At 32.8% G+C, this 20,304-nt stretch carries 22 protein-coding genes, 3 tRNA genes and 1 riboswitch; of the genes, 4 read left to right on the forward strand and 21 right to left on the reverse strand.

Features of this window, described 5'->3' with window-relative positions:
• Position 1: 1 nt before the first annotated feature.
• From hydG to B5D15_RS00345, 6 genes are all read right to left on the reverse strand, one after another.
• Positions 2–1,417, reverse strand: coding sequence for a [FeFe] hydrogenase H-cluster radical SAM maturase HydG (gene hydG, locus B5D15_RS00315; protein WP_179122130.1), 1,416 nt, complete (start codon positions 1,415–1,417; stop codon positions 2–4).
• 16 nt (positions 1,418–1,433) lie between these two features.
• Positions 1,434–1,679: a TM1266 family iron-only hydrogenase system putative regulator gene (locus tag B5D15_RS00320; RefSeq protein ID WP_078695304.1), complete on the reverse strand. Its 246-nt coding sequence runs from the start codon at positions 1,677–1,679 to the stop codon at positions 1,434–1,436.
• Between the two features lie 847 nt (positions 1,680–2,526).
• Positions 2,527–2,934, reverse strand: coding sequence for a hypothetical protein (locus tag B5D15_RS00330; protein ID WP_078695110.1), 408 nt, complete (start codon positions 2,932–2,934; stop codon positions 2,527–2,529).
• Positions 2,935–2,964: 30 nt separating this feature from the next.
• On the reverse strand, positions 2,965–3,111 hold the full coding sequence (locus B5D15_RS00335) for a YvrJ family protein (protein ID WP_078695111.1): 147 nt from the start codon (positions 3,109–3,111) through the stop codon (positions 2,965–2,967).
• A 50-nt stretch (positions 3,112–3,161) separates the two neighbouring features.
• The gene (locus B5D15_RS00340) at positions 3,162–3,380 is read right to left on the reverse strand and encodes a DUF2922 domain-containing protein (RefSeq protein ID WP_423236566.1); all 219 of its coding nucleotides are present in this window, start codon (positions 3,378–3,380) and stop codon (positions 3,162–3,164) included.
• Positions 3,381–3,418: 38 nt separating this feature from the next.
• Entirely contained in the window at positions 3,419–3,643 is a 225-nt protein-coding gene (locus B5D15_RS00345; protein ID WP_078695112.1) for a DUF1659 domain-containing protein, read from the reverse strand.
• 197 nt (positions 3,644–3,840) lie between these two features.
• Here B5D15_RS00345 and nagA point away from each other — a divergent pair, with 197 nt between their 5' ends.
• Positions 3,841–4,968, forward strand: coding sequence for an N-acetylglucosamine-6-phosphate deacetylase (nagA, locus tag B5D15_RS00350; protein WP_078695113.1), 1,128 nt, complete (start codon positions 3,841–3,843; stop codon positions 4,966–4,968).
• Between the two features lie 125 nt (positions 4,969–5,093).
• On the opposite strand, the gene metK is transcribed toward nagA, so the two are convergent.
• From metK to B5D15_RS00370, 4 genes are all read right to left on the reverse strand, one after another.
• Positions 5,094–6,284: a methionine adenosyltransferase gene (metK, locus tag B5D15_RS00355; protein WP_078695114.1), complete on the reverse strand. Its 1,191-nt coding sequence runs from the start codon at positions 6,282–6,284 to the stop codon at positions 5,094–5,096.
• 63 nt (positions 6,285–6,347) lie between these two features.
• A riboswitch (SAM riboswitch) is annotated at positions 6,348–6,449 on the reverse strand.
• Between the two features lie 281 nt (positions 6,450–6,730).
• Positions 6,731–6,815 (reverse strand) — tRNA-Tyr (locus B5D15_RS00360).
• Between the two features lie 5 nt (positions 6,816–6,820).
• Positions 6,821–6,896, reverse strand: a tRNA-Thr gene (locus B5D15_RS00365).
• Between the two features lie 5 nt (positions 6,897–6,901).
• Positions 6,902–6,977, reverse strand: a tRNA-Val gene (locus B5D15_RS00370).
• A gap of 267 nt (positions 6,978–7,244) precedes the next feature.
• Between B5D15_RS00370 and B5D15_RS00375 the strand changes: the two genes are divergently transcribed.
• Positions 7,245–7,994 (forward strand): tRNA 2-thiocytidine biosynthesis TtcA family protein, encoded by a 750-nt coding sequence (locus B5D15_RS00375; protein WP_078695115.1) that lies wholly within the window; start codon positions 7,245–7,247, stop codon positions 7,992–7,994.
• Between the two features lie 88 nt (positions 7,995–8,082).
• On the opposite strand, the gene B5D15_RS00380 is transcribed toward B5D15_RS00375, so the two are convergent.
• Positions 8,083–8,277: a hypothetical protein gene (locus B5D15_RS00380; protein ID WP_078695116.1), complete on the reverse strand. Its 195-nt coding sequence runs from the start codon at positions 8,275–8,277 to the stop codon at positions 8,083–8,085.
• A 259-nt stretch (positions 8,278–8,536) separates the two neighbouring features.
• Here B5D15_RS00380 and yyaC point away from each other — a divergent pair, with 259 nt between their 5' ends.
• A complete protein-coding gene (gene yyaC / locus B5D15_RS00385; RefSeq protein ID WP_278305433.1) occupies positions 8,537–9,082 on the forward strand; it encodes a spore protease YyaC in 546 nt (181 codons plus the stop codon).
• Between the two features lie 5 nt (positions 9,083–9,087).
• Here the strand turns inward: yyaC and fabZ are convergent, their stop codons facing one another.
• From fabZ to B5D15_RS00430, 9 genes are all read right to left on the reverse strand, one after another.
• The gene (fabZ, locus tag B5D15_RS00390; protein WP_078695117.1) at positions 9,088–9,513 is read right to left on the reverse strand and encodes a 3-hydroxyacyl-ACP dehydratase FabZ; all 426 of its coding nucleotides are present in this window, start codon (positions 9,511–9,513) and stop codon (positions 9,088–9,090) included.
• 3 nt (positions 9,514–9,516) lie between these two features.
• On the reverse strand, positions 9,517–10,056 hold the full coding sequence (locus B5D15_RS00395; protein ID WP_078695118.1) for an ECF transporter S component: 540 nt from the start codon (positions 10,054–10,056) through the stop codon (positions 9,517–9,519).
• Between the two features lie 128 nt (positions 10,057–10,184).
• The gene (gene mreB / locus B5D15_RS00400) at positions 10,185–11,204 is read right to left on the reverse strand and encodes a rod shape-determining protein (protein ID WP_078695119.1); all 1,020 of its coding nucleotides are present in this window, start codon (positions 11,202–11,204) and stop codon (positions 10,185–10,187) included.
• Positions 11,205–11,305: 101 nt separating this feature from the next.
• Complete coding sequence (spoIIID, locus tag B5D15_RS00405; RefSeq protein ID WP_078695120.1) at positions 11,306–11,560, reverse strand: sporulation transcriptional regulator SpoIIID; 255 nt, start codon at positions 11,558–11,560, stop codon at positions 11,306–11,308.
• 147 nt (positions 11,561–11,707) lie between these two features.
• On the reverse strand, positions 11,708–12,514 hold the full coding sequence (locus B5D15_RS00410; protein ID WP_078695121.1) for a M23 family metallopeptidase: 807 nt from the start codon (positions 12,512–12,514) through the stop codon (positions 11,708–11,710).
• 115 nt (positions 12,515–12,629) lie between these two features.
• Positions 12,630–13,682, reverse strand: a complete 1,053-nt coding sequence (gene spoIID, locus B5D15_RS00415) for a stage II sporulation protein D (protein ID WP_078695122.1) — start codon at positions 13,680–13,682, stop codon at positions 12,630–12,632.
• 106 nt (positions 13,683–13,788) lie between these two features.
• Complete coding sequence (locus B5D15_RS00420; RefSeq protein WP_078695123.1) at positions 13,789–14,187, reverse strand: bacteriohemerythrin; 399 nt, start codon at positions 14,185–14,187, stop codon at positions 13,789–13,791.
• Between the two features lie 19 nt (positions 14,188–14,206).
• Positions 14,207–16,300: an HD domain-containing phosphohydrolase gene (locus B5D15_RS00425; protein WP_078695124.1), complete on the reverse strand. Its 2,094-nt coding sequence runs from the start codon at positions 16,298–16,300 to the stop codon at positions 14,207–14,209.
• Between the two features lie 53 nt (positions 16,301–16,353).
• A complete protein-coding gene (locus B5D15_RS00430) occupies positions 16,354–18,072 on the reverse strand; it encodes a methyl-accepting chemotaxis protein (protein WP_078695125.1) in 1,719 nt (572 codons plus the stop codon).
• A 232-nt stretch (positions 18,073–18,304) separates the two neighbouring features.
• On the opposite strand from B5D15_RS00430, the gene B5D15_RS00435 reads away from it, so the two are divergent.
• Positions 18,305–18,862, forward strand: coding sequence for a CD3072 family TudS-related putative desulfidase (locus B5D15_RS00435; RefSeq protein ID WP_078695126.1), 558 nt, complete (start codon positions 18,305–18,307; stop codon positions 18,860–18,862).
• Positions 18,863–19,033: 171 nt separating this feature from the next.
• On the opposite strand, the gene murA is transcribed toward B5D15_RS00435, so the two are convergent.
• Entirely contained in the window at positions 19,034–20,293 is a 1,260-nt protein-coding gene (gene murA, locus B5D15_RS00440) for a UDP-N-acetylglucosamine 1-carboxyvinyltransferase (RefSeq protein WP_078695127.1), read from the reverse strand.
• Positions 20,294–20,304: the final 11 nt, after the last annotated feature.

Here is a 20,304-nt window from a genome sequence, read left to right on the forward strand (position 1 = left end):
CTTAAAATCTAAAGTCCCTCTCTCCCATTTCAATCCTTTTTAATTTTTCGATTGTTTCCTTTCTTATATTCTCATTTGGAATATCTAAAAGCGATTTTTGAATTAACGCCTCTCCCTTTTCCTTAAGTTCATCATCGCCATAATCTATTATATATTCTTTAAACGTTAAAATAGCATTAGGAAGGCAGAAGTTGTGTATCTGTCCTGATTTTGCAAAGGACATAAACCTGTCTCCTGTTCTTCCTGCTCTGTAGCAGGCTGTGCAATAGCTTGGTATATATCCATAATCGCAAAGGCTCTTTTGAATCTGAAGTGGGGAGCGGTGATCTCCTACTTCAAACTGCGGCTTTTCATCGCTTTTAATATGTCTTGTTTCTTCAGAATATCCTCCAACTCCTGTGCAGGAGCCTGCACTTATTTGAGATATTCCAAGAGCTATTATCTTATCTCTAAACTCCGGTTCTTCCCTTGTAGAAAGTATCATTCCTGTATAAGGAACTGAAAGTCTTAATACCGCAACTATTTTCATAAAATCATCATCGCTTACAATATAGGGATATTTTTTAACATCAACACCCTCAGCAACCCTAAGCCTTGGTACCGATATGGTGTGAGGGCCTACCCCTGTTTCCTTATCGAGGTGCTCTGCGTGCATTATCATAGCTACCGTATCATATTTATAATCATAAAGGCCGTATAAAACTCCTATTCCCACATCATCAATACCTGCCCTTCGTGCCCTGTCCATAGCTGTTGTATGATAGTTATAATCGTGTTTAGGACCGCTTGGATGAAGCTTTTCATAGGTAGGCTTATGGTATGTTTCCTGAAACAAAATATATGTTCCAATCTGAGCATCCTTTAGCTTTTTATAGTTCTCAACGCTCGTTGCAGCGATATTAACATTTATTCTTCTTATGCTTCCGTTTTCAAACTTTAAAGAATATATGGTCTTTATACAGTCTAAAATATAATCGAGAGGACAGTTTACATCATCTTCGCCAGCTTCAAGGGCAAGACGTTTATGTCCCATAGACTCTAAGATTCTAACCTCTTCTTTGAGCTCTTCCATAATAAGTTTCTTTCTTGTAAAACCTTTATTGCTGCACTTATATCCGCAGTAGGTGCAGTTATTTATGCAGTAGTTGCTTACATATAAAGGCGCAAAGAGGACTATTCTTTTGCCGTATATCTCCTCTTTTATTTTTCTTGCCGCCTTAAACATTTCATTTAATGTTTCATCATCCTTTATAGAAAGAAGAACAGCAGCCTCATTATAGCTTAATCCCTTTAAAGTAAGTGCCTTATCTATTAAAGATTTTACATATTCCTTATCATTAGAGAGCCTTTCTCCTTCTTCAATTGCCTCTCTTATTTTTTCATCAACAATAAAATCCTCAGCTCTAAATTCTTTCATAATAACCTCCATAAAATTATTTTTTAGTTAATGCCGATTTTACATTTACCCCCTTAACCTTGCCGAGCTTTCCCGTAAGGGCACTTATATCGTCAGTGCTTCCGTCAACAATCAAGGATATTACAGATACTCCCCTTTCTCTGTAGGGTATTCCCATCCTTCCTATTATTATTTCTGCATGTTCGTGAAGTATTTCATTTACCCTTCCTGCACTTTCAAATTCTTCAACAACTATTCCAACTACTCCTATTCTCTTTTCCATAGTAAAACCTCCAAAACAAAAAGCCCTGCAAAAAGCAAGGCTTATCATACTAATATTTATTACACCTCCCTTTTGCTTAGAAAATTCCTTGCAATTAGGTTATTATTTAAAATCCAACCTGTCAGAAATCTCCGACACATCAGATTAATTTTATTATAAAATAATATGTAAATATATTCAAGGCAAAAAGTTCATAAGAACAAGTTATATCAAAAAATTAATGTAATTATGTAGATATATAGTTATAATTATTTTTACCTTTTATTGTTATATATTAAAAAAAATGATATCATATTAATAGTATAAAACAACAATGTATTTTCAGAATATTAAAACTAATATTTGAGCTTTATATACTACTCTGAAAACTTTATTATTATTTTAATAATCTTTAATATAAATAAAAAGCTATAACTATTTTTTGAATTATATAAATTTCTTGAAGGAGCATAAAAACATGAAAAAAAGTTTCTTAGATTGGCTTGATATAATTCTTGTTATATTAAATTTTTTTCTGTATTTTTATCTATATAATATGGGCTTATCTATCTTTACCGGAGAACAAAAAGAAATGTTAAAACAGATGAATAAGTATAATGTACTTTTGTTTATTATAGTGTTAGTATTTAGAATTTATAATATATATTCTAAAAATAAATCTAAAATTTTTTCTAATATTATTATTATTTCCTTTATAGTTTTATTTGTTTTTTATCTCTATAAATTCTACTATGTTACAAAAAAAATTCTAATTATTAGCATACCTTTATTTGTATTATTATTTAAATATTTATATGATAATAATATAAAACATAGCAAAAGTCTCCCATAATAAGGGAGACTTTTACTATGCTTCATATAAATATTGCATTACTGATTTCCAAGTAGAAGCATTACCACTACCTGTATCATATTCATAAATTTGTGTAACAACTTTCATTAATCCTGCCCCATTATTATTTTTCATTTGCTGCAATATAGCGTTTCTCTGACTAGCAATATCATTATTAGCCATTGCCGTTAAGATAGAATCTATTCCAAGAAATATTCCAACGCCCTCTAAGCAAGCTTGAACCCACGGTGCAAAATTTTTATTTATAGGCTTAAGTAAAACTGATGTAATAACTGATATTGTAACTGATGCAGTTAAAGTTCCAAAATCAATATAAGAAGTATGTTTTTCATTGTTAAACATTATTGCACAATCAAGCGCGTTATAAGATTCAGTTTTTGTATTAATTAATGTCCAAGGCATATTTTCCCCTCCATCTAATAATGTTAAAAATTATTTCCCTATGGAAGCTATTGCTTTAGAAAGCTCATTTATGCTCTCTGTAAGCTTTTCAAGCTTTCCCTCTACCCTGACTAACAGGTATACCGAAAGCACTATAGGAAAGCCGAAATTGGCTATTTCTTTAAGCATCTCTTCCATAAACTCACCTCCTGATTTTAAAGCCGGAAGATTCCTTCCGGCTTTAAAGATTATCTTACATTGATTTCCTCAACTTCTCTTGATACGATGTTTGCAGACATTAAAGCAACAAGGTCTCCACCTGATGATTGGAATACATTCTTTGCTATAATAAGGTTCATAACTGATTTTATGTTTTCTGCTGTCAAATCCTCCTTAACATCTGGAAGACTTATTGTTACGTTATTTCCTGATTGGTTTTGAAATACCATCTGAAGAGTCTTTGTCAAGATAATCACCTCCTTTCATTAAAGTAAACCTTAAATCCTTACTGATTTACAAGCTCGTTTACATCCTGTCTTAAAACTGCGTCGATTGGGTTTTTAAGGAGTGTCCCTATACTCTGTGCTACGTCAAATAAGTCTTGGTCTGATGAGGAAGTCTTAATTTTTCTTAATGTAGTTGTGTCAAAGGTGTCATTACCATTTTGGTCAACTCCTGTTCTTACCCTTAAAACGAGATTAGATGAAACTTTAACTCCGTTTACTGCCATCCTTTTCACCTCCTTTCAATTATATAAATTGTTGAAGGTGAAAAAAGTAATACATGGAAAACAAAATTTTTTATTAAATATTTTCAAAATATAATAAAGCCTTATAAAAACTAAAACTATATATTTTAACTCATGGAAAAATTTTGATTGATTTGATATAATAACTTTGTTTCGAAATACTTTTGGAGGTAAAAAGCATGATAATAAAAAACGGTAAAATTATAAAAGAAAATGAAATTGTTAAGGGCTCTATTGAAATCGAAGATGGAAAGATTATAAAGATATATGAAGGGAAATATGACTTTGATGATGCAATAGATGCTGAAGGATTATATGTATCCCCCGGTTTTATAGATGTTCACATACATGCAATTGAAGGGTTCGATTGTATGGAAGGAAGTTTTGATGCAGTAAATGAAATGTCAAAATCTCTAATAAAATACGGTGTAACTTCCTTTCTTCCTGCAACAATGACTGAAGATACTGAAAAAATAAAAAATGCTGTTAAAAGCATTTCACAAGCGATAGGAAAAACTGAAGGTGCAAATCTGCTTGGAATAAACCTTGAAGGCCCCTTTATATCCCCATATATGGCAGGAGCACAGGATACTAAATACATAAAAAAGCCTTCCCTCGATACACTAAAACACATAGCTGAAGATTACATTAAAAACATAAAACTATTAACCATCGCCCCAGAGGAAGAGGGCGCAATTGGGCTTATAAAAGAACTTAAAAAGCTTGATATAGTAACATCTATCGGGCATACAAAAGGAAATTATGAGGATTTTATAAAAGGATATGAGGCAGGTGCTCTTCACTGTACCCACATTTTCAATGCAATGACAGGATTTCACCACAGAGAACCTGGAATAGTCGGAGGTGTGTTTGACAGCGACGTTACAGCTGAACTGATACTCGATGGGATACATGTCCACTATGCCGCAGCAAGAAGTACAATAAAGGTAAAAGGAATTGAAAAAATTATTCTAATATCAGACAGCATGATGGCTGCAGGACTTTCCGACGGAATTTACAGTCTTGGCGGGCAGGAGGTTTATGTAAAGGATGGTCAGGCAAGATTAAAGGATGGAACCCTCGCCGGCTCAACACTAACTTTAAATAAAGCCCTTTATAATGCTGTAAAACATCTTAATCTACCTTTGTATGAAGCAGTTAAAATGGTTTCCTCAAACCCTGCAAAGCTTTTAAAGTTAGATAATAAAAAAGGAGTTATTAAAGAAAATTTCGATGCTGATATAGTAATATTCGATGAGGATATAAATATTAAAAATGTTTTTGTAAAGGGAAAAAAGATTTGCTGATTTTTCTTTATAAAAACTTCACTTAAGAACTGTTATTTTTATAAAATTCAATTTATAAAATTTTAAAAGAATCTTACAAGATAAAAAAGGCTTGGTACTAAATTCTTAGTTCCAAGCCCTTTAAATTACTTCAATTCTTCTAAAGCCTTTTTAATAGCATCAACTTTGTCGAGTTTTTCCCATGGAAGATCAATATCTGTTCTTCCAAAGTGTCCATAAGCTGCAACCTGTCTGTATATAGGTCTTCTAAGGTTTAGATTTTTAATTATTGCAGCTGGTCTTAAATCGAAAACTTTATTTATAATATCAACTATCTTATCATCTGAAATCTTACCTGTTCCAAAAGTATCAACTTCTATTGAAACTGGTCTTGCAACACCTATTGCATAGGCAAGCTCTATTTCAAGTTTATCAGCAACTCCAGCAGCTACAAGGTTCTTAGCAACCCATCTTGCTGCATAGGCTGCAGAACGGTCAACCTTTGTTGGATCCTTTCCAGAGAAAGCACCACCGCCGTGTCTTCCATATCCTCCGTAAGTATCAACTATAATCTTTCTTCCAGTAAGTCCTGAATCTCCCTGTGGTCCTCCAACAACAAATCTTCCAGTTGGGTTTATATAGTATTTTGTGTTTTCATCAAGAAGATTTAAAGGAACAACCTTTCTTATAACATGTTCAATAATATCCCTTTCAATCTGCTCTCTAGTAACCTCTGGGCTGTGCTGTGTTGATACAACTATTGTATCTATTCTAACTGGTTTATCATCATGATATTCAACAGTAACCTGAGTCTTTCCATCAGGTCTTAAATAATCTAATGTTCCGTTTTTTCTAACCTCTGAGAGTCTTCTTGAGAGTCTGTGAGCCATAGCTATTGGAAGAGGCATCATCTCAGGAGTTTCATTGCATGCAAAACCAAACATCATTCCCTGATCTCCTGCACCAATTGCCTCAATCGCTTCCATTTCACCTTTTTTAGCCTCAAGAGCTTTATCAACACCAAGGGCAATATCTGCCGACTGCTCATCTATAGATGTAATAACCGCACAAGTATCGCAGTCAAAACCATATTTTGCTCTTGTATAGCCAATCTCCTCTATTGTCCTTCTAACTATTTTTGGGATATCAACATAACATTTAGTTGATATTTCTCCCATAACAAGAACCATTCCAGTTGTTACTGCTGTTTCGCATGCAACCCTCGCCTCTGGGTCGTTTTCAATTATAGCATCAAGTACTGCATCGGATATCTGGTCGCATATTTTATCTGGATGGCCTTCAGTAACTGATTCTGAAGTAAATAACCTTTTAACCATTTTTTATCCTCCTTTTATGTAAAATAAAAACCCCTTCTGACAGAAGAGGCGATTTTTTCAATACCCTCATCTCTCAGAACACAAAGATTCTGCTGGAATTGGCACCTCGCTTTCGCAGGTTGCCGGGTTTCATCGGGCCAGTCCCTCCGCCTCTCTTGATAAGAGTTAACATACATATTGATTTTTACTAAGCAATAGTAGCACATAAAGTATTATATGTCAATAGAAATATATAAATTAAATTGAGTATTACTTCTTAACTTTGTGAAATCTGCAAATACTTTCCCACATTATTTTTGAACTCTGTTGAATTTATAACCGTATACTTACCTTCTTTAAATTACATTATCTATTATTATTTTATCAAAACAAGTTAAGGCTCATGTTATAAATTGCCTGTTTGTAATATAAACAAAAAATAAAAAAAGACGCTTTTTGCGTCTTTTTGGTGGAGGGAGATGGATTCGAACCATCGAAGTCACTGACAACAGATTTACAGTCTGCCCCCTTTGGCCGCTCGGGAATCCCTCCGAATATGGAGCCGGCTATCGGAATCGAACCAATAACCTACTGATTACAAGTCAGTTGCTCTACCGATTGAGCTAAGCCGGCATATATGGTGGGAACAATAGGGCTCGAACCTATGACCCTCTGCTTGTAAGGCAGATGCTCTCCCAGCTGAGCTATGCTCCCATTTTTTTGCCGCACCGTTTAGCGACAATATTAAGTATACATAATATATCGTTACAATTCAATTCTCAAATCACGCCTCTATTTCAAATTATAATCTTATATCTCTCTTTTCCTATTGTATTCTTTAAATATCTGTGCTGCGTAAATATTATATTCTATATATTGTACTTTAATAAAACAGTATTTTAATATATAATTAATTTCAGCTATATAACCTAAAGCTGTTATTGAAAGAGACAGAGAATAAAATACAAGGCGGTGTTTGATTTGAAGCAGATACTTGGAAGAATGCGCCGGGCAATACAAGATTTTAATATGATACAGGATAACGATAAAATAGCCGTTGGACTTTCAGGAGGTAAAGACAGCGTTCTTTTATTATATGCCTTAAAACAGTACCAAAGGTTTTCTCCTGAAAAGTTTGAGCTAAGTGCTATTACTGTAAACCTCGGCTTTGATAATTATAACCCAAAAGAGCTTATAGACTTCTGCAAGGAAATAGATGTTCCCTACAATATAGTTGATACACAAATAGGAAAAATAATCTTTGAAGCAAGGAAAGAGAAAAATCCCTGCTCACTTTGTGCAAATATGAGAAAAGGTGCACTTAACAATGCAGCAAAGGCTATGGGGTATAATAAGGTAGCCTATGCACATCACAGCGATGATGTTGTAGAAACCTTTTTAATGTCCCTTTTCTTTGAAGGAAGGATTAATACTTTCTCTCCCGTTGTGCATCTTGATAAGAAGGATATTTATTTAATACGTCCCTTTGTATATGTTGAGGAAATAGATATATATGGAGAAATAAAAAAGCTAAAGCTGCCTATAGTTAAAAATCCATGCCCTGCTAACGGAAACACAAACCGTCAATACTTTAAGGACTTTATAAAAAACATGAGGCACGATATACCGGACATAAAAGAAAACATTATGGGAGCAATAAGAAATACCAATCAAATAAATCTTTGGGATAAGGAAAAAATAAGAGATATATGCAGTAGCCAAAATAATTAATACTGCAGAAATTACCATCCTTTTTGCAGAAAAATCTAGTACGAAAGTTATCTTAATATGAAGCTGATATATCCTAAGATGCACTATTTCAATTTAAAGACAGGTTAATTCCCTTTCCAAAATCATCAAATATATATCCAGTTCCATCAGATATATTATTTTGCTGCACCTCATCTATAGTATTATAGGTTTGAGGTGCATAATCGTTTTTAAAAGTAGTCATAGCAACAACTGTAATCAGAGTAATTATTACAACTAAAGCGCTGAGAATAGTTCTTTTCATATTTACCTCCTTTTTCCTATAAACAATTCTAATCAAAAATATATAGGATCTATAAAATTTATCTTCTTTTTGAATTTAACAAATATGAGACTTAAAGAATTCTATCTCAGTTTTTCTTATTTTATTTAATAAAGTTCATTTGATATCATATCAGGCTGTCTCAGTTTATAGTATGCCATTTTTTTGCAGACACTATACAATAATTTTAGTAATAAAATGTTCACCCTACACTATATATATAAACATGGGGGTGAATTATTTGTTCAATAAAAATGCAGATAGCCTTGGGCTTCGTGTAAATTATCTCGACGATAACGCGTGTATTGCTTTGGCTGATTATATTTCTCAATTTCTTGAGGAAAAAACCCTTATCCTTTGTATTGGTACCGACAAATGTATCGGTGACTGTCTTGGTCCATTAGTTGGGACTGCACTTTTAAAAAGCCATTTCCCATACCCTGTAATTGGAACTCTCGATAGTCCTGCTCATGCAATTAATCTTGAATCTGTAATATTTAATATAAAGAAAAATTATCCCAAGCATTTTATCATTGCTATAGATGCATGTCTTGGTTACGAAGAGTGCATTGGGGATATTCAGGTTAAATTAGGGCCTGTACATCCAGGGAAGGGGGTAGGGAAAGCCCTTCCCTATGTAGGCAACATATCGATTGTTGGAATAGTAGACAGCATTGATAACAGCGATTTGTTCACAATCAGAAATACAAGGCTGAGCTTTATAATGAAAATGTCAGAGGTGATTTCAACAAGCCTTATAATGGCATGCAAAAAAAACAACGGATAGCTATGCTATCCGTTTATAATTGCAAACATGACCTGACCTTCTGCTGCAATTTTTCCCTCAACCTTTGCTAAAACCTTTGCCTTCCCTATGCCTCTTTTCATAGCAACAAGCTCAGCTTCCATATAAAGGGCATCTCCTGGTACAACCTGCTTTCTGAATCTCATATTTTCAATACCAGCAAGTACTGCAAGTTTACCTTCATTTTCTTTAGAAGACAGCACTGCAACTCCTCCAACCTGTGCCATTGCTTCAACAATTAATACTCCTGGCATTATAGGATTCCCCGGAAAATGCCCCTGAAAAAAAGGTTCATTTACTGTAACATTTTTTACTCCAACTGCTCTTTTCCCTTCCTCAATTTCTAATATCCTATCTACTAATAAAAAAGGATATCTATGAGGGAGTATCCTTTGTATATCGATGTTTTCCATATATTACTCCTCCAATTTTATATTTCTTTTTTTAAGCATTTCAATTAATATTAGAGCTATTGCTCCGCCAACAAGTGCAGTAATTAGTTGAGGAATGCCCATCATTACAGCAAGTTTTGATGCAACTTTAGATGGCAGATTTATTTTGAACAAGTATATAAGCTTTAATGCAGAAATATATAAGAATAAGTATTTTAAAACTGAGCCTAAAAGATAGCCTGATATCTTCCCCCATTTTTTATAATGCCTTAAAACTCCAAAAGCAACAACATATAGTGCGTTGCCAAGTGCAATAAAAGGAATAAAAGGTCCCATAGGCTGCGGAAGCTGCCCTAAAATCCACGCTGTCCATGGTGTTAAAACACCTATTGCAACTCCCCACCATATTCCGCACATAAAAGTAGCTATAAGAAGTATTGCATTAATAACAGGGCCTACGATAAATTGGTTAATCGATGGTATATTCCTTCCTATAGTTTGAAATACTATTGCAACTGCAAGCAAAAGTCCGCTTCTTATTATGCATTTAACATCATCCTTCATTTCCCCACCCCCAAATTATATTTATTTAATAATAATATATACTAAAATAAATTTCAAATGTTTACTTTTTCTTTTCATAAACTATACAACTTATCAGGTTAAAAGCTGCCCTGATTAGGGCAGCTTTATCAATAACCTGCGGCTGTAAGGTCTTCAAGTTTATCTAAATTTTCTAAGGATTTGCCTGTCCCAAGAGCCACACAGGATACTGCATCATCGGCTACTCTTACCGGAACATGAGTTCTTGATTCAACAAATTTATCAAGTCCCCAAAGAAGAGATCCTCCTCCTGTCATAACAATTCCCTTTTCACTCACATCAGCTGCAAGCTCTGGAGGAGTTTTCTCAAGAACAGAATGTATACACTCTGCTATTGCATTAATAGGCTCTTCAAGAGCAAACCTTATTTCTTCAGAAGAAATTATAATATTTTTAGGAAGTCCGCTTATAAGGTCTCTTCCCTTGATTTCCATAGAAAGATCTTCATCTCGTTTAAAAGCACATCCTATATTAATTTTAATATCTTCGGCTGTTCTTTCACCTATCATTATTTTATGCTGTTTTCTTATATATCTTATTATAGATTCATCAAACTTATCTCCTGCAACCTTCAATGAAGATCTAACAACCATTCCTCCAAGAGATATAACAGCAACATCGGTAGTACCCCCGCCTATATCAACTATCATGCACCCGCTTGGTTTTGATATATCAAGACCTGCTCCTATAGCAGCTGCAATAGGTTCTTCTATAAGATATACCTTTCTTGCACCTGCATTTATTGCTGCATCTCTAACAGCCCTTCTTTCAACCTCTGTAGCCTCACAGGGAATACAAACAACCACTCTCGGTTTTCCCCACCCTATAGAGCCATAGGCCTTTTTAATGAAATACTTAAGCATCTTTTCAGTAGAATCATAATCTGATATAACTCCATCTCTTAAAGGTCTTTTCGCTATAATATTGCCGGGAGTTCTCCCTATCATTCTCCTTGCTTCTTCTCCTACAGCAAGTACCTTATTTGTGCTGCTGTCTAAAGCTACAACCGAAGGTTCTTTAAGTACGATTCCTTTTCCCTTTATAAATACAAGGATAGTTGCAGTTCCTAAATCTATACCTATATCACTATTGATACTAAACAATCCCATAATTTCACTCCCTACTCACGCATAATACAATAATTACTTCTATATAAATCGCCAAAATCCTTCTTTATTTTTAGGATATTTTAGCAGGGAGCAATTATTTTTCATGCATTGGCAGATTTATACTTCATTTTCGTTGCTCTACCGCCTCTCAAATGCCTTTCGGCTTTATTGATATCAAGAATTTTCTTTGCTTCCTTTGCAATTTGAGGGTTTATTTTAGGCAGCCTTTCTGTTATATCCTTGTGTATAGTACTTTTACTTACTCCAAACATTTTAGCAGCTTTTCTTATAGTAGACTTTGAATCGATTATATAGTTAGCTACTTCAAGTACCCTTTCCTCAATATAGTCCTTCAATTGGTGTACCTCCTTCAAATGCTTCTTTTAAAATAATATGTTGATATGAAGCCATTTATAATATAAATTAGTAGAATAATTCAAAAAAAGAGTGCTTGACAAACTTCCCATAGGGCAAGTCTGCAAGCCTCCTGTATTTTTAGATAATCAGTGCAAAAAATCCTGTGGATCAACTGTTATATAATCTTTGCCAGATTTTTTTAGTACAACAAAATGCAGGTGGCTTCCCTCTACAGCAACCGATTCCCTGACAGCTGTATCACCAACAACTCCAATTACTTGACCCTTTTTTACCGTATCGCCCTTTTTAACTTTTACATCGCTGTCGAGGTTGCAGTATACTGTTCTAAGCCCATTTTCATGATCAATTATTACTTTTAAACCATATCCTGCTTTAATGCCCGGTATCAGCGTATTATCATCTAAAACGTCAACAACTTTTCCATTTGCAGATGCTTTTACTTCACATCCAAGGTCACAGGCTATATCGACACCCTCATGAGTTTCCCATTGCTGCATCGTATTTGAGAATTGAAGATTTTCTTTATCAAACTTTTTCACTATCTCTCCAGCAACTGGCATATCCAATTTTAAAGATATTGAAGATGCAACAGTTTTACTTGGAGCACTCTTATTATTAGTTGTTCCTTTATCCGATGCAGTTTTTTCTGTAGTATTTTTTTCTACAGTTGTTACTTTTTTATCCTCCTGTTTTAATACCGGTGTTTCATTAACTTTTTTGTCTTCTTCAACAAATTGGGGCTGTGATGTATCAGGCTGCTGCATCTGCTGCTGCTTTTGAGATTCCGCACTCTTTCTTGCAGTTGAACCGTTATTTTTTGATATGTACACTGCAGTTACGGCAACGATGCAAAGACATACGAATAAGACAACGTAAAAACCCTCTCGGTCAAAGATTTTTGATGATTTCTTAAACATGTTTTTAATTCCCATATAGGCACCTCCATTATATAGTTTGTCCAGATTATGGAATATAATACATGGATATTAAAAAAATTTTTTGATAGAAAAAATAAAGCATCTTACATATGTAAGATGCCCAATTTTATTAATTTTTATTCTTTAAAATATCATTAATGTTTATTATTTCAATTCCAGTATAATAGTGTTTTAAAATCTCATCATACTTTTTACCCCTCTTCCCCATCTCATTTGCTCCCCATTGGCTCATGCCAACTCCATGTCCATAACCTTTAACATTAAATGTAATATTTTTAGAATCGATTGAAATAGAAAAATTGGCTGAGTTCAATCCCATTGCCCATCTTATATCAACTCCGCTGAAGGTTTTGTCTCCAGCCTTTAAAGTCTTTACCCTTCCCCCTTCTGTATATTCTATTATTTTTACTTGGGACGATAGGTTTGTATTACTTATTTTAGTTTTTGAATTCAGCTGTTTTATTCTATTTATAAACTCTTCCCTTTTCATTACAACCTTTGTCTGAAAGCTTGGGGCTTCTTCTTCATTAGGGCTGTCAACACTGATAAGATAAGGAACCTGATATCCAAAAACATTTACACAATTTTCCGTTTTACCTCCGCTTGTAGAATGAAATAATATGCTTTTTGCAAGTTCTCCCTTATAAGCTAAAACAATATCCTTTGTATCATCAACAGCTTTCGTTATTTTATCCCAGTTAGCTTTAGCATCATCAGGATTCCAGTTTTTAAATCTCTCTTCTTTAGACATCCATGCCTGACAGTGAACACCGCTGCAAACATCTGCACCGGGATGCTTTGTACAGCCGGTACCATTATTTACAATCATATGTGAGTAGGCAAATGTTCTTGCTGCAACAGCCTGTGCTTTTAAGGCTTCTTCATTAAACGAAACAGGCATTTCCGCTGCAACAACACCTTTTAAATATTCCTCCATGTACATTTCAACTATTTTTTTTTGGTCCTCAACATATACTTTTATTTTAGGCCCTCCACTTTCCTGCGTATATTGTGTTTGCTGCGGAAGACTTTCTATGTAACTTGAAAATCTGTTTATTATACCTGGTATTTTGATACCGTTATCTACTCCTCCAAGTATAATTACAGGAATTATTATCATTAAAAATATAACAAGAATAACATAGTACCCTATCTTTCTCATTCAACTCCCCCTTTATAGCGAAGGACAACTCCCTATAGAATTTTATTATAGAAAAAATAAAAGTATGCAAAAAATTTGCAGCTGATAATTACCAGCTGCAAATTTTTTATAGGTTATCCTGAGTTATAAGTTTATCCTTTTCTATTATATGGCTAACAAGCCAGTCAACTATAAAATTCACAATATCTAAAAGATATTTTTCCTGATTCAAATCAACCTTCTCTAAATCTATACTTTTTACTTTATTTATAAAATCATCATGTTCAACCTTGTGGGAGAGAAATTTTTTATATTTTAAATTCGTCATAAGTTCTTCTTCGTCCCTAAAATGCAAAACAGTATATCCCTTAAGCTCATCTAATATCTCAGCAATTTTATCATACTTATCAGTATAAAATTGATTTTCTAATACATCATAGGCTTTATTTGCAATTTCAACTAAATGCCTATGCTGATTATCAATATGCTCAACTCCTATTGAATATTCATCCTTCCACACTATCATATCATTTCCTCCTTTATTTTTAGTCTATATTAGAAATTATATCAATAAAAATTTCAGCTATCATAGGATCAAACTGTGTACCGCTGCATCTTTTTATCTCATTTATCGCTTCTTCTTTAGTTTTTGGTTTATTATAGGGTCTTGTATTTGTCATAGCATCATAGGAATCTACAACGGATAAAATTCTACATTCTATAGGAATATCATCACTTTTTAATCCTAATGGATATCCCCTTCCATCCCATCTTTCATGGTGTCTTAGAATAAGCTCCGCAATATTTGCTAATTCAGGTATTGCCAATGCTATCCTATATCCTTTTTCGCTGTGTTTTTTCATTATTTCCCATTCGTCATCATCAAGCTTACCAGGTTTAATTAAAATAGAATCTGGTATGCCTATCTTACCTAAATCATGAACTTCTGAAAGAAGTAAAAGATTGTTCATCTGCTTAGGATTTAAATATAGTTTTCTTCCAACAATACCGCAAAGCTCTTTAACCCTGTCAGTATGACCCTTAGTTATAAAATCCTTTTCCCTTAATGTTTCAAGAATCATATCCATCATATTGCTTTTAGAACTTTTAGTATTCAAAAGCTTGTCCCTATACATTTCATCATCTGCCATCCTTAAAACCTCTAAAAGATTTTTTTCATAAGCTGCCGTTGCAAATCCAAAGGAAATAGACAAGGGAGCATTGCCATTTAAATTTGCGTTATACTCATAAATCTTTTCTCTCATTCTATTAATAAGAATATCAGCTTCTTTTGCGTCTGTTAACTTTAAAAGTACAGCAAACTCATCTCCTCCAAGCCTTGCAACAATGCCTTTATTTTTTATAACCTGATTAAAAATTTCAGAGGATTTAACTATAGCTTTATCTCCAGCCTCATGTCCTAAAGTATCATTAATAATTTTAAGGCCGTTTAAATCTGCCATAATAATGCTTATAGGGTAATCATCTTTCGTACACTTTTCAATTTCTTTGTAAAAATATGCATTATTGTAAAGCCCTGTAAGATAGTCATGAAGGCTCAAAAACTCAAGCCTTTCCTCTGATTCCTTTAACTCCTCAAATTGTGTCTGAAGCTCCTGATCCTGTGCATATATTTCTTCATATAAAGCTTCAAGCTCTGAATAGCTGTCTGTTAATCTTAGAGTCATATCGTTATAAGCCTCATAAAGTTTTGAAATTTCATCACCATTATCTTTATAAATTAATAATTTCATATTTTTAATGTCGCTTTTATTTATTTCATTAATTAAACTCCTAATGGGATTTATTATTGAATTCAAAATAATCCTGCCAAAAACTGATGCTGTAAATATAATAATAAAACCAAACAGTATAATATAGGATGCACTTTTATAAGCATTTCTTTTTATTTCTTCAACATTTTGTACAGCAACATAATATACTGAAAAATCCTTTAAAAATTTTATAGCACAAAATTTATCTTTACCTTCATAGTAAAAATATCCTGTATAAATCTTATCACCAATATTATTTTTATTTAAAATATCAATAAGTACATTATTTTGAGTAAATGTACCTATTCTATTCTTATCAGGGTGATAAAGAATTATTCCATTTTTATCTGTAGCATAAACATAGCCGCTCTTTCCTAAATTAAGTTTTTTTAGTAATTGTTCAAAAAATATATTGTTTATTGCAAATAAAATTTCTCCCGATGTATTGCCGCTTTTATATGCTATACTAATACATGGGTATTTATCAAAACTCTTAACTAAACAATTTTCATAATCTAAGCTTAATTTATTAATTTTAATAAAATTCTTTATATCTTCTAATCTACCTTTTAAAATTGTTCCTTTGCTTTCGTCTAAAACAATAGCATAGCCTATATATTTTAAAATTTTAATATCATCCTTTTCATTACTATCACTGTTTATATAATAACTAATATCCTTTATTTCTCCCTTAAGAAAAATATTTATATTATCTCCCTGTAGTGTAGCAAAATTTTCAACTTTATCTTCATTTTCTTTAAGTATGTACTCAGAAACTTTATAATAGGAAAGTAAAGAAAAAAATATTAAAAAAAGGGTGGGTATTACAAGAATACCTATATACAGCTTAGTTTTTAATTTCATATAATCATTCCATTCAAATTATTTTAATTGTTATTATATAAAATTTTTAAAATTTAAATTTTAAATTTTGCAATCTCTATTTTTAATTTTTCTGCGCTTTCTTTTGTACTTTCGCTTTTATTTAATACTTGATTGGAAATTACGCTTATATTGGATATTCTTTGTGCTATATCTGTTGTGCCTTGAGCCCCTTCACTTGAAGCCTGAGCAACACTGTCAATAGTTTTTAAAACTTCATTTATTGATGCTGAAAGCTCCTGTGAAGTTGAACTAAACTCTTCAACAAGATTATCAACGAATTTTGCATCTTCGCTATATTTATGTGCCACATCAAGAAGCATCTTATAATCCTTATCAACATCCGTTGACATAAAATTTAACAACGAGCTGGCATTTAAAGATAATTCCTTTACCGACTGTATTACCTTTACAGTTATGCCTTGTATTTGTGAAGCCGTTTCCCTCGATTGTTCAGCAAGCTTTCTAACCTCTTCAGCAACCACTGAAAAACCTCTTCCAGCCTCTCCTGCTCTTGCAGCTTCAATTGCAGCGTTAAGTGCTAAAAGATTTGTCTGGTCGGTTATCTGCATTATTGCACTTGACAATTCATTTATTTTTTCCACTACCTTTGACTCTTCCATAGACTTTTCAAGCTTTTCTTTGGATGATAAAAAAAGTTCCAGAGCCCTTTTTTGTGAATTTTCAACATTTATTTTCGTATCTTCAGCTCTTTTTCTTATTTCACCAGCAACAACTGCACCTTCCTGAGATTTATCAGCTATAGATAATGCTGCCTTTTCTATTTCCTTAGAAGTTGCTGCCATCTCCTGAGAAGCAGCTGCCGTCTCTTCCATGGAAGCTGAGAGCTGCTCAGTTGTAGCTGAAACCTCTTCTATATTGGAAGTAAGATTCTCTATATCTGATTTTTCTTTTATTACAGATTCATTAATTTCTTTATATTCACTTTGAATTTTATCTATAAGACTTCTTAAATTTATTTGAAGGTTATCAACAGCCTTTGCAAGGGAACCTATTTCATCTCTTCTATTTAGAAAAGCATCTGGAACTTCCCTTGTAAAATCCCCAGAGGCAACAAGCCCTAAATGATCAATTGCAAGCCCTAAAGGATAGGATATTCCCTTTGAAATAAAGCTTGAAAATAGAATCCCAATTATAATAGCCCCGAAAACAATTATTAAAAATAAAACTATCATTCTATTATAATCACTATTATTTTGTGCATTAATATTCTCTGCAACCTTAATATTATACTCTGCAAGTTCTTCTAATTTTTTTATAAAATCATTTGCTGTTCCTTCTAAAGCTTTATATTCATTTAATGCATCTTTATCTTTTCCTTCCTGTGCTAATTTTAAAACGTTCTGTCTTTTTTCTCTGTAAATTTTAAGTTTTTCTTCTATTTCAGGTATAAGTTTTTTTTCAAATTCATCAAGCTTTGTAGCCTTGTATTTTTCAAAGTTATCATTAAATTGGGATACTCTTTCTTCTATATCCTTAATTCTCTCCTGCTGAATATTTTTATCTTCAACATTTAAAATTATATAGTATATATCCGCTTCAACTGCCCTTGCATGGTTTTTATTATCTATTAAATATCTAATGGCAAGAAGTCTATCTTTATACATGTATGTTAATGCATCTTTTCCCTTTTTAATTTGTATATACGAAAATAATGATGTTGCAATTATAAAAAATATAAGCACCCCTGAAGAAATACTTAACTTTCTTCTAATTTTTAAATTTTGAAACAATTGTACTACCTCCTTTTAAAAATTATAATTGTTTTTTAATTTTAACATATTTTACATAATTCTTCAATAAATAAAAATATTTTTATTAATTAGACATATTTTGGTATTTATAAACATATTTCCCTATAATATATATTTTAAAATAATTATGTTATAATTTATTATTTCTATTGAATAGATTATAAAGGTTATATATTATAAAGTTATGATTACACAAAAGAAGGTGAAATATTTGAAAAGAGAAAAAAAGATTATATTTTTATGCCACTGCATTTTAAACTGCAATTCAAAGGTTGAAGGGCTTGCTTTATATGAAGGGGCTTTAAATAAAATATTAAAATATTTAATAGATGAAGGATATGGCATTATTCAGCTTCCCTGCCCTGAAGTAACCTTTTATGGAATTAAAAGATGGGGACACGTTAAGGAGCAGTTTGATACCCCCTATTTTAGGAATCACTGCAAAGAAATATTTATGCCCTACTTAAATCAAATAAGACATTATATTAAAAACGATTATAGAATCGATGGAATAATAGGTATAGATGGAAGCCCAAGCTGCGGAGTTAATAAAACCTGTTCATCTTTAAAATGGGGCGGTGAAGTGGGATGTGAATTTGGAATTGACGAAAAGATTAATGACTTAAAAATGGTAAAAGGAAAAGGTGTATTTATCGAAGAAATAGAAAAACTATTAAAAGAATATAATTTAAATATAAAATTTTTCTGTATTGATGAAGAAGATATGTATACAGAAGATAAATTAATAAAGTTATTAGAAAATAATTAGGCCCTTCTTAATAGCTTTTTATTCCAACTGCAGCAAAATAGAATGTCTTTTCTTTTTTCTTAATGTTTTAAGTAATGATGTGAATAGATTATAAAAAATATTAAATTTTAATAAAAATTAGCAATTCATCTTAAATCAAAAGTGAATTGCTAATTTTTGAATTTCATTCTACTAACTCTCAACCCTTTGAATATCTGCTCCGAGGGATTGTAATTTTTCAACTATATTAACATAACCTCTATCGAGATGATGTATATCGCTTATTTCAGTTTTACCATCTGCAACAAGGCCTGCAAGAACAAGGGCTGCCCCAGCTCTTAAATCAGTAGCTTTAACCTGCGCCCCTGTAAGCCTTGGAACTCCTTCGACTACGGCACTTCTGCCGTCTATTTTTATATTGGCTCCCATTCTTTTAAGCTCTGTAACATGCATGAATCTATTTTCAAAAACCGTTTCAGTAATAATTGATGTACCTTTAGCAATGCTCATAAGTGCCATAAACTGTGCCTGCATATCTGTTGGGAATCCAGGATAGGGAAGAGTTTTTATATCAACTGATTTAGGAAAATCCTCTGCAATAACTTTTACTCTATTCTGTTCCTCAATAACTGTAATCCCAGCTTCTTGAAGTTTTGCTATTACAGGCCTTATATGTTCCAAAATTATATTTTCAACAACAACATTCCCCTGTGTTATAGCTGCAGCAACCATATAGGTTCCCGCCTCTATTCTGTCAGGAATTACCTGATGAACTGTGCCCTTTAACTCTTTTACACCTTCAATTCTTATTGTATCAGTACCTGCTCCAATTATATTTGCACCCATACTATTTAAAAAATTCGATAAGTCCACAACTTCGGGCTCTTCAGCGGCATTTTCAATTATAGTTTCTCCCTGTGATAGAGTTGCTGCCATCATTATATTTTCTGTTGCTCCTACTGATGGAAAGTCGAGATAAATTTTAGCGCCCTTTAGCTTTTTGCAGGAAGCTTCGACATATCCATGACCTAATCTTACCTCTGCACCAAGGGCTGAAAACCCTTTAAGGTGTAAATCTATTGGGCGGGTTCCTATATTACACCCTCCAGGGAGGGATATTCTGCACCTTCCAAATCTTGATAAAAGAGGTCCTATTACCAGAAAAGATGCCCTCATCTTTCTTACGAGTTCATAGGGAGGCTCTATAGTAGAAATATTATCAGATTTTATTATAATTTTATTGGATTTTTTATTTAAACTTATTTCTGACCCTATAGAACGCAGCACATCACATATTACAAATACATCATCAAGAAAGGGTATGCCTTCAAGTTTGCATTCAAAGGGACAAAGCAGGGAAGCTGCAATAATAGGCAAGACTGAGTTCTTAGCTGCACTGATTTTTACTTTTCCAGTCAATCTATTACCGCCTGAAATCAAAATTCTGTCCATATTATTCCTCC

This window comes from Caloramator quimbayensis (genome assembly GCF_900167605.1).
Taxonomy (GTDB): domain Bacteria; phylum Bacillota; class Clostridia; order Clostridiales; family Caloramatoraceae; genus Caloramator_B; species Caloramator_B quimbayensis.

Coding starts and splice junctions, on each gene's coding strand:
- B5D15_RS00330 (WP_078695110.1), bottom strand. CDS start 2,934: ATGCCTTGGACATTAATTAATACAAAAACTGAATCTTATAACGCGCTT.
- B5D15_RS00425 (WP_078695124.1), bottom strand. CDS start 16,300: ATGAAATTAAAAACTAAGCTGTATATAGGTATTCTTGTAATACCCACC.
- fabZ (WP_078695117.1), bottom strand. CDS start 9,513: ATGGAAAACATCGATATACAAAGGATACTCCCTCATAGATATCCTTTT.
- metK (WP_078695114.1), bottom strand. CDS start 6,284: ATGGTTAAAAGGTTATTTACTTCAGAATCAGTTACTGAAGGCCATCCA.
- spoIID (WP_078695122.1), bottom strand. CDS start 13,682: ATGAGAAAGATAGGGTACTATGTTATTCTTGTTATATTTTTAATGATA.
- B5D15_RS00345 (WP_078695112.1), bottom strand. CDS start 3,643: ATGGCAGTAAACGGAGTTAAAGTTTCATCTAATCTCGTTTTAAGGGTA.
- nagA (WP_078695113.1), top strand. CDS start 3,841: ATGATAATAAAAAACGGTAAAATTATAAAAGAAAATGAAATTGTTAAG.
- murA (WP_078695127.1), bottom strand. CDS start 20,293: ATGGACAGAATTTTGATTTCAGGCGGTAATAGATTGACTGGAAAAGTA.
- B5D15_RS00420 (WP_078695123.1), bottom strand. CDS start 14,187: ATGATAGTGTGGAAGGATGAATATTCAATAGGAGTTGAGCATATTGAT.
- hydG (WP_179122130.1), bottom strand. CDS start 1,417: ATGAAAGAATTTAGAGCTGAGGATTTTATTGTTGATGAAAAAATAAGA.
- B5D15_RS00335 (WP_078695111.1), bottom strand. CDS start 3,111: ATGGAAGAGATGCTTAAAGAAATAGCCAATTTCGGCTTTCCTATAGTG.
- mreB (WP_078695119.1), bottom strand. CDS start 11,204: ATGGGATTGTTTAGTATCAATAGTGATATAGGTATAGATTTAGGAACT.
- B5D15_RS00395 (WP_078695118.1), bottom strand. CDS start 10,056: ATGAAGGATGATGTTAAATGCATAATAAGAAGCGGACTTTTGCTTGCA.
- B5D15_RS00380 (WP_078695116.1), bottom strand. CDS start 8,277: ATGAAAAGAACTATTCTCAGCGCTTTAGTTGTAATAATTACTCTGATT.
- B5D15_RS00320 (WP_078695304.1), bottom strand. CDS start 1,679: ATGGAAAAGAGAATAGGAGTAGTTGGAATAGTTGTTGAAGAATTTGAA.
- B5D15_RS00410 (WP_078695121.1), bottom strand. CDS start 12,514: ATGGGAATTAAAAACATGTTTAAGAAATCATCAAAAATCTTTGACCGA.